Genomic DNA, 9131 nt, shown 5'->3' with positions numbered 1-9131 from the left:
CGCCGTCATCGGGGCCGGAGGCGCATGAGGGCAGTGGTGTGCGCAGTGCTGGGAGCGGGGGTCATCCGGTCGGGCATGCGGGCGCGCAGCGCGTCGCCCAGGGCGGCGAGATCCGGTTCGCGCAGGTGCAGCCAGCCGCACGCCTCGCCCAGCTCGGCCGACGACGCTCCGGCACCGCGTGCCACCCTCTGGGCCGAGGGTACGGAGGCGGCTAGCGCGGATCGCGTGATCAGGTCGTCGGCCTGGGCGTAACTGAGCCGGATCGGCTGCGGCGGCCTCTCGCATGCGGGGACGAGCAGCCGCAGCCCGCCGGCCGCGCGCCGGATGTCGAGCCGCGTGGGCATCGAGCAGGTCCTTCCCTTCAGGGGTGTGGGCTCTGACTTGGTCGGCTCGCCGCGGCCGGGACTCAACCGGGGACCGGCAGTGATCACCCAGCCGAGAACCCTCGGTCCATGTCGAGAGCCGGGCCGAGCGATGTCGGCGGCGGGCGGGGTGCGGGCGTACATCGCGGGGCACAGCCGGTGCCCGGCGGCGGGTAGGCGGTGGGTTCGGTGGATCTGGACGAGGACGCGGTGCCGGCGCGGGGCCTGCGCCGGTACGTGGACGCGGTCGGGGCCGCGGTGGGGGCGGGCCCGGATCTGGTGGTGTGGCTGCTGGACGCCCCCGCGACTGCCTACGTCCCCCTGTACGGGCGGTTGCCGGTGTTCCCGGAGCTGGACCTGGCGCTGGTGTGGGACGAGCAGGCCGGCTGGGCGGTCGCGGTCGAGGCCGACTCGGGCTTCGACCTGGTCGAGGTGTCCTATCTGGGCGGGGACGTGCTGCCCGTCCCCGCCGCTGTGGCGCGGTTCGTGCGGGCGCTGACGGCGGGCGGCCGGCCCGGCCGACCGGACCGGCCGGTGCTGCGCGAGGTCGGGGACCCCGGCCTCGACCGGCGCCTCGCGGCGTGGCCGCCCGCCGGAGCCGCGTCGCCGGAGCCGGGCACGCCGGGCGGCGAGGCAGCCGCCGCCGCGTGACCTCCGGCGGCACCCGGGGGTCACGCGGCGGCGGCTGCGTCCGCCGGGGGGTGCGCCCCGCGCTTGGGAGGGGCAAGGGGCGCACCCCCGGTCGTGTCGCCGCGGCCGGGCGTTCGGGGACGCGGGCCGCGGCCGGGGAGGCGCGGGCTAGCGGCCGGCGGGCCGGTCCTCGCGCTCCGGGCTGGCGATCCGGACGCCGAGGAGGTGCTCGACGAGCGGGACCGGGTTGAGCAGGCTGACCGTCGGGGAGGTCGCGAACACCAGGCCGGCCGCGCGCTGCTGGCGGTCGACGGCCACCGCGCCGGAGTCGCCGGGCGCGGCGAGGGTGGCGTCGGCGACGATCTGCTTGGCGAAGCGCGCGACCCGCCCGTGCGGGTAGTTCACCGTCACCGTGGCGTTGACGGCGCGGACCCGGCCGGTCGTCCGCCCGGTGGCCCGGCCGCTCTTGGCGAGGAGCTCCCCGATCCGCGGGGCGGGGTCGGCCTGGGACACCTCGCCGATCCAGTGGATCCGCCGGTCCAGCTGGTCGAACCGGCTCTCGGCGATCGCCGCGTCCACATGGTTCACCGGGACGGTCGGCCGGTCGCCGACGGGCTCGTGGCCGTGGCTTCCTCCGGGCGGAATCCGCTCGGAGGGCGAAGGTCCGGCCGCCTTTCGCTCCGCACTGCCCACCTGCTGAGCAAGGTCGTCCAGCTCCCCGACACTGTCGGCGGAAAGCACCGCGCCCCTGGCTCGAAGACGATTTCCCGCTGCGGCACTAAGAAGCGTGCGACTGTATTCCTCCACGGCGGACTCGAAGAGTTCCGCCGCAAGCCAGCCGTAAGCCTGGTTCTCTGTCGCTCCTGCCCGCAACGCCGCCCCGATCGCGGGCAACGGCCCGCGAGGTGCCGCGATGCCGCCCGCCCACGCGCAACCGCACGCGTCCCGGACAAGCCTCGACCACGGCGCGTTCACCCTTGGCCAGGAGACGGTTCCCCCGTTCTCGTAAAGAATATGCGGCTCACACGAAGAAGCGCAATGCGCCGCGGCCACCGCCGCACTGTCGCCGGTCACCGGAATCACTCGTCTCACGCAGTCGTTCTCCTGATCCGCACAGCAGTGCCTAGAATTCTTTCCGCCGCGGTTTCAGGCGCGCGTCCGCGCGCTCGATCAGCCGGTACAGCTGCGCCCATTGCGCCAGCGAGGAATGCCCACCTGGGACGAACACAGGTCGAACGGCACCGTCATGGCCGCTGCCCCGCTTGCCGACGATCCGCCTCGATGCCGCTGCTGCCGACGACCGCGGTCACCGGGTGCCGCAGCGCCTTGTTCGCGGATGACAGGTTCCAGCCGGACCGAAGTCCGCCCCGAGAGCCGACAGGAACACCCAACCGGGCCGCCGACGAGGATACCGGCCGCTATGCACAGTCATTGCGACCGCGTCGTCGCCCACCCGGGACATCCAACTCTCATTTGGCAATGATCGTCCATGCTATTTGTTAAAATAGTGCCCAAAGGGGCCACGACCACACTGGGTTTGCCCAGGAGCCGGGCAGCCGAAGCAACCGCCGGTGGGCACGGAAGAGCCGCGCGACGCCAGGACGTTCGGCACCGCGCGAGATGAATTCGCCGCTGGGCCGTGGGACAGCGGCGCACAGCGGGCAGGTGCGCGATGATCGCTGCCGGCGCGCGAGGAACGAGCAGTCCTGCTCGCGGCCGATGTCCAGGCAACACTTGACGAACCGGGTTCAGCCGCGGGCTGCTTGGAGCTCCGGCAGGGAGTCGGTATCGGACGAGGCGCGAACTACTCGCCAGAGCGGCGGCCGAAGAGATGTCGTGCGGGATCGCGGCCGCCGCCGGCGAGAGCGCCCGTCAGCCGAGATCAGCGAGCGGAGAGCGTTGATCGCGATTGATTTGCAGCAGGTCCGTGACCTTGTCGGCACCGAACGGGGGCAGGGAGCAGATCGTCTGCCATCGCAACGGGGTCCACCCGCGCAGGCGTCCATTCAGCCGGTTCGCGAAATGCACCGATCGACGCGGACCCTTGATCTGTTGTGCTGCCGGGGCCGGGCAGACGTCTGCCGCCACGCCATTGCGTACGGAAATTGCCCACCTGGATCGCCGAGCGACAGCGCTCGTCCGGCCGGACCGGCAGTGCCTTCGGCGAAAACTGCCACGACCGATCCGAAACCGGTTCGACCCGAGCCGCACCGCCCGTCTCCTGCCGAAACCACCAGACGGGGCTCTCTCCCGGCGTTCGGCGTCGTCATTATCCATGCCTGCCGTCTCCGCTCGCCGCGGTCGCAGAAGAGATGAGACACCAGCCGGTCCCGATGATTCCCGCCGCCTGGCAACCACAGCGGTCCGGTTGTTAGAGTCAGGGAGATCGCTTTCCATTTTCAGGAGGAATCACCCGTCATGGCGCAGAAAGTCCTCGTCGAGATGGTCGACGACCTCGACAGCTCCGCAGCCGGCCAGACTGTCCGATTCGGACTCGATGGCGCCCAGTACGAGATCGACCTGTCCGACGACAACGCGTCCGCCCTGCGCGACGAACTCGCCAGGTTCATCGCCGCAGGACGGCGCACCGGCGGGCGCAGGACCACCGCGCACATCTCGGCCGCGCCCACGGCGGAGGATCGCGAACGCTCTCGAGCGATCCGCGCCTGGGCCGTCGAGAACGGCTGGGCCGTCGCCGAGCGCGGCCGCATCCCGACCGAAGTCATCACCGCGTACGACGAACGCCAGCAGGAGGAACCGAAGCCACCCCGCAACCGAGCGATGAGAAAACCTGCCGCGAAGTAGCCCAACGGAATTGGCGAGCAGACCTCCCCGAAGCCGGCTTCTGGGCGCTGTTTCCGTCAGGATGCCCCACGCCTCCGCAAGGGAAGTGCTGCGTCATCGGTCGATGCGGCGCAGCGGATTTCCACCTGCGGACAGCTTGAGCGCGTCCAGCACGCCGACAATTGGCTCCCGCCTCGATGCGCAAAGTCATCTTCCCAAGCTGCGGGGCGCGCTGAACCGCGCGCGTCACCCAGCCGCGCACCGGACGCGCGGTTACAGCCGCCACATCACCATACGAGGGATCCGGCTCGTCAATATGACAATGCTCGCCATTGCTATTCGCCAACAGGCTTGGCTGCCTGCCCAGCGGCGCAGCCACCGACCGCGAAACCGCATAAAGGCATCTGGCCGGTACCGAGACCTCCCCGGGAATTGGTCATTAGCGACCGGGAACCACCATACTCCCGCAATTCGGCCCGAACGATCCACCGCCGCCCCGATCAGTGACGTCCCGGAGGAACCGTGGATCCGGACTGACCTGAAGATTCCCCTAAGCACGGCGAAATCGGTTCCTCTTTCGACTCCGCGGGCTGACACGGACGACCGTTGCCCGGCGGATCCGACACCCCGGGCAGCAACCTCTCGACACCACGATTTCCAGCCCAGGATCGACCACGGGCAGTCGCACGGCGCTCCGTGATCCGGCCCGCCGAGGCATGGGCCGGATCACGGAGCGCCGTGAGGAGCAGATGCTACCGCAGCGCTCTGATCGGGATGTCGAGGCAGGACTCAGCGCCTCGAGGGGAACCAATCGAAATGACGGCGGGCGCGGTGTTGGCGTCCGCGTAGGACGGATCGTGGGTGGCGATGACCAACTGGAGCTGCCGGCCTTTGGCCAGAACATAGTGGACAGGATGCAGCGCGAAGGTCGCGATGGCGGTCCGGCTTGGTCGGCCGCCGCCGAGGGTGAAAGGGGCGTGCGTGATGATTGTCGCCTCGCCGCTGACGGGGTCGCTGTCCATGAGATAGGCGACGATCGTCGTGTTCCGCTGATCCGAAGTCACGGTCAGTTGCAGATCGAGGTCCCCCTGGATGCGCATCGGGTGCTCCGCTGGAGCGGCAGTCCAGATCGCGGCGAGGTCCCGGTCAATCTCGGCGGTCCGGTAGACTTGGGGCAGGCCCGCACGCTCGGCCAGGCCGGTCCGGACCAGTTTGGGGGCGACGACGACCTGGGTTTCCTTGCCGGTCGCAGCCACCGGCCGAGCCCAGCCCGGCTCCGGCCGGCTCTCCGTCATCTGCGCGTCGCGCCGTCCGGCGGAGGCGCCCGTCAGGTACAACCGGACCTTGGGCAGGTTGCAGCTTTCCCAGTCGGGGTGGGACAGGTCGGACAGCAGGTTGTGCATGTACTCAGAGCGCACGCCAAACCGCGGCGCTACCCCGTCACCAGCGTTTCCGCCAAGGAAGTGGTCCATCCATCGGTAGGCCATTTCGGTGGGCTTGGAGACGGCGCCGAGCAGGCCGGGCAGTTCGCTGTTGCCGTGGTCGCCGATCTGGATCAGCAGCGATTTGGGGCACTGCAGCCCGGTGAACAGGTCGACGACAGCGGGTGCCGGGAAAATCGTTTCGTGCCACGAGGTGGTCAGCATGATCGGCGTCTGTGCGTCGTTGTAGGCCCGCAGGTAGTGGTTGGGCGAGCGGAGCCGGGCGAACTCTCTGACCTCGTCGTCGATGTCGTTGTCGCGGATCTTCTCGATCACGGCTCGGAACTCCTTCGAGCACCGGTCCTCGCCGAACAGCGCCACGAGCGCTTCGAACGCCTTCGTGCGACGAGTGCCGTTCTCGCACAACGACGTCAGCAGGTTGCCCCACGCACTGGTCCCGACGACCGCTTTGATCCGCTGGTCGCGCGCGGCGAGCAGAAGACCGGTCCCGGCGCCGTAGGACGCTCCGAAACAGCCGATCCGATCTGCGGCGACAGACCGGTGCCCAGACAGCCAGTCGATGATCTCGGAGGCGTCGGCGATGTCCTGCGGCCCGGAGAACTGGATCTCGCCTCCGGATTCGGCAAGGCCGCGCTGACTGTAGGAAAGGACCGCATATCCGCCGAGCGCCCAGCGCGGGAGCAAGCCGACGCAGGCCAGCCGGCCGATCCTGTTCAACGGGGCGGGCATGAGGATCGTCGGACAGGTCTGCCCGGACGCGCGGTCGCGCGGGACGCTCAGCGCCGCGTCGATCCGCGTCCCGTCCGACATGGAAATCGGGAACTCGTCGTAGGCGGCGACTTCCGCGTACGTCTCGTAGATGTCAGCCATGCCCCACTGGTCGAGCCGGCCGATGCGGCGCGGCGAAGGATCGAGCAATGCCTCGCGGATCGCACAGAGCTTGGCGAGGTCGTCGTCGCGGAGCGCGAATGGGTTCTCCATGTAGCCGTCAACGGGCATGAAGGCAACCGCCTTTCAGAGCAGGGGATGTCGCTGAAGTAGCAGCACGATGATCGGCGCCCGGCCTCCATTTCAGGATAGCCAGCGGACACGATCACTCATTCAAGTGAAACAAGCGGTTCAACCTTGCCGCATTCGGCAAGCAAAAGGGCACCGAAGGACCGCAATAGTGCAATCCGTCCCGATGACGCTTCCCCAGAGGAGACGTGCATGGTAGCCAGCAAGCAGACGTACGGGACAAATTCGGCAAGAGTCCCGCTCTGACACTCGAGGTGAAGCAGAAAAGCGAAATTCGGACAATCCGGAACGAATTCCTCCCAGAAGCCGCGCTGTGCCATTCCTCGGCGAACCGCTGGTTCGGGGGTTCGGACCCGAATCCGGTGCCGCCTTTCCTCGCAGCGCCGAGGACTGCCGTACTGGGCGAATATTCAGCGCGCACCGCAGGAGGAATCCGATGCGCGAGGCCTACAGTCAGTAGCGCGATCGAGTCGGCCTCGATGAGATCTTCAGCGGATCGGGCTGCGCGTCGGTTGTTCTCGTCACAGATCTTTCGTTCGTATCATTCTGTGTTCTCATCAGGCGGTTTCGCGACGTCCAACAGGAGTGCGCGGGTGCGAAGTATCGGGAAATTGACAGGGTTCACCGCGGCTGCCGTGGTGACAGCCCTGGCGTTGATCGCGCAGGTCGGTATTGGTGAAGCTGTTTCGGCCACGACACCGCCCGCCCCACGTGCCGCGCAGGTCCGGCTCGCCGACCCGCCAGGCACGGATCCGGCCGCCGAGCGCACGACCAGGCAGTTTGACGTCTGGTCAAAGCAGTCGCCCGAGGAGTGGAACGAATCTCTTGAGGAGGGCTGCATCGAGCACGGTGGCACCGCCTGCGAGATGACCGGTCCGCAAGCCCGGGCGCTGCAGAACGACATCCGGACGCTGACGAAGCAGATGCACGACGAGATCCTGGCCAACCCGGCCGAGGTCGCTGAACTGAAGCAGGACCGGAAGCAACAGCAGGAGTCCCGCGGCATCGGCAGCGGCTTCGGCAAGCTGGTCAAGACCGTCGCCAAGTTCGCGTCAAACCCGGCCGTGCGACGACTGGCGGACAAGGCCGACGACATCGGCGAGATCGCCGGTCACGTCACTAACGCCACATACGCCCAGGCTGGACTGTCCGAGAGCACCGAAGTCGCCGTCGCCAAGTCGGTCATCTCGATGACCCCGGTGATCGGCGACATCTTCTCGCTCGGCGAGTCGATCGCGAATGGCGACATCGAGGGTGGAGCAGTCGCGGTGGTGTCGTTGATCGGCACCGCGGTCAGCGTCGCGTTCCCGCCGGCCGGGGCGGTCGTCGCGGTCGCGCTTGCCGCCTACTACCTGGCGAAGATGTTCATTGGCTGGTTCAGCGCCAAGCCCCGGGACTGGATCGCCGATCCGCCGGGGACACCGCAGGAACTGTTCGAGTCCGGCGCGGACCTCAAGTGGGAGACGCACAAAGTGGCGGGCAAGGACGTCGCAATCGCCTTCCCGCCGCCGAACGGGCAGGCTAAAACCGTCAAGCAAACGCTGCTGCTGGACTCGAAATGGACCGACACCAACAGGGACCGCCAGCCGGTCAACTACACGATCAGCGGAAAAACGCTCGTCGTCGAGGTGCCCGTCCATTTCACCGACGTGTCGATGGGCGTCTGGCAGAACGGCCGCAGGACGGCGACGAGCTCGAAATGCATGATCGCGCCGGGGAAGACAGTCTATCTGACCTGCGAGATGGACAAGGCGACGTTGATCGGCCTCAACCGGCCGGCGGTGCTCCAAGTTGCCTACAGCTATGACAAACGCAACGAGCGAAGCTGCGCGGCGAAGCCGTGCGCTGTCCACGAGGGCAAATCATTCAACGCGTACCTCAGGGTGCGCTTTGAGCGCTACGAAGCTGGTGCAGCTGAAGCTTCCCTACAGCGTCGGCTACCTGTGAGCACTCCTGGGTAGCTTCGCGCCGCCCGGCAGTCAACTTGCCGGACGGCGCGAAGCAGACTTTAACAGTGGTGTCCGGGTCTCGGCAGATCCAGCGCTGGGTTCGCGGCGAAGAACGCTACCGGTTTGAGGTGGAAGCCCACTTTGGACACCGGCATCACCGGCCAGTCCTCCGGGCGCGGCACGTGGTTCGCTCCGAACGTGTACCAGACAACGACATCGGCGTCCACGAGCGGGCGGTTGGCCCGGACGTACTCGACGAGTCCGTCGTCGCCGGGACGCTGGTTGGGGTAGTCGCCGGACGCGTAGCGCTGGTCCGGATCGTAGGCGGTGACCCACAAATGCCGGTACGCGAAGCCCGCGCGCCTGCTCGTTTGCGATCCGGTCTGGGCCAGCGGCAGGATGTTGGTCCCCGGCATCAGCTGGTAGCCGACTGGGCGGCCGGTGTGGTGGCGGACCGACGGGTTGACGACTGTCCAATTGCGACCGGAGAGCGGGTCGACCAGCCGCTGTGCCTGGCTTTCCCGGGCGAGCAGCGTCGGTTGCGCGGCGAACGCGTTGTGCTGCTCGGAGCCTGGCACCGCGACAGTGTCCACTTCGTACACGCTGTTGTGCTCGCCGTCGACGGACATGTCCAGCCGCATGTTGAAGAAGTGCTGATGGTTCGGTGCGTACAGGCCGGGAGCGACCGCGGTGCCGTAGCGCGGAGCATCTCCCTCGTACGCGCCGGTGGAGACGATGCCGGTGAGCTTCACTTCGAACTCGATGGTGCCGTCGAGGTAGAAGTACCAGAAGAACCCGTAGTCGTAATTGTTCGCCGTGGCCCAGCAGGAGACCACAAGCCGGCGTTGCCGACGGGTTTCGGCGTGCCCGAGGTTGCCGTCGGTGTGTTTCCAGGCCAGGTTGTCGTCCTCCTCGTGGATGCAGACGGCGTTGGGCAGCGTCACGGG

General features: G+C 67.9%; 6 protein-coding genes and 1 pseudogene. 3 read left to right on the top strand and 4 right to left on the bottom strand.

The annotated features are described in order from the left end of the window. Positions 1–5: 5 nt before the first annotated feature. Positions 6–344 carry a hypothetical protein gene (locus tag ACFXI3_RS26150; protein WP_378402887.1) on the bottom strand — a complete coding sequence of 113 codons (339 nt, stop codon included), beginning with the start codon at positions 342–344 and terminating at the stop codon, positions 6–8. 207 nt (positions 345–551) lie between these two features. On the opposite strand from ACFXI3_RS26150, the gene ACFXI3_RS26145 reads away from it, so the two are divergent. Next, on the top strand, positions 552–1013 hold the full coding sequence (locus tag ACFXI3_RS26145; RefSeq protein ID WP_378402885.1) for a DUF6292 family protein: 462 nt from the start codon (positions 552–554) through the stop codon (positions 1011–1013). Positions 1014–1160: 147 nt separating this feature from the next. Here the strand turns inward: ACFXI3_RS26145 and ACFXI3_RS26140 are convergent, their stop codons facing one another. After that, positions 1161–2084, bottom strand: a complete 924-nt coding sequence (locus ACFXI3_RS26140; protein WP_378402884.1) for a hypothetical protein — start codon at positions 2082–2084, stop codon at positions 1161–1163. Between the two features lie 1326 nt (positions 2085–3410). Between ACFXI3_RS26140 and ACFXI3_RS26135 the strand changes: the two genes are divergently transcribed. Next, positions 3411–3797 carry an Lsr2 family protein gene (locus ACFXI3_RS26135; protein WP_378402882.1) on the top strand — a complete coding sequence of 129 codons (387 nt, stop codon included), beginning with the start codon at positions 3411–3413 and terminating at the stop codon, positions 3795–3797. A 731-nt stretch (positions 3798–4528) separates the two neighbouring features. Here the strand turns inward: ACFXI3_RS26135 and ACFXI3_RS26130 are convergent. Continuing rightward, positions 4529–6217, bottom strand: a complete 1689-nt coding sequence (locus ACFXI3_RS26130) for a CocE/NonD family hydrolase (protein ID WP_378402880.1) — start codon at positions 6215–6217, stop codon at positions 4529–4531. Between the two features lie 629 nt (positions 6218–6846). Between ACFXI3_RS26130 and ACFXI3_RS26125 the strand changes: the two genes are divergently transcribed. After that, positions 6847–8196, top strand: a complete 1350-nt coding sequence (locus tag ACFXI3_RS26125; RefSeq protein ID WP_378402878.1) for a hypothetical protein — start codon at positions 6847–6849, stop codon at positions 8194–8196. 47 nt (positions 8197–8243) lie between these two features. Here the strand turns inward: ACFXI3_RS26125 and ACFXI3_RS26120 are convergent. Next, positions 8244–9131, bottom strand: a pseudogene (locus ACFXI3_RS26120) (tyramine oxidase); the annotation flags it as partial.

This window comes from Amycolatopsis sp. NPDC059235 (genome assembly GCF_042754125.1).
GTDB lineage: Bacteria > Actinomycetota > Actinomycetes > Mycobacteriales > Pseudonocardiaceae > Amycolatopsis > Amycolatopsis albidoflava.
The sequence above is the reverse complement of the archived record's forward strand: the minus strand, read 5'-3'. Positions and strand labels throughout refer to the sequence as shown.

Bases quoted from the DNA above. Each gene is read 5' to 3' on its own strand.
- ACFXI3_RS26150 (WP_378402887.1), bottom strand. From the start codon at position 344: ATGCCCACGCGGCTCGACATCCGGCGCGCGGCCGGCGGGCTGCGGCTG.
- ACFXI3_RS26135 (WP_378402882.1), top strand. From the start codon at position 3,411: ATGGCGCAGAAAGTCCTCGTCGAGATGGTCGACGACCTCGACAGCTCC.
- ACFXI3_RS26130 (WP_378402880.1), bottom strand. From the start codon at position 6,217: ATGCCCGTTGACGGCTACATGGAGAACCCATTCGCGCTCCGCGACGAC.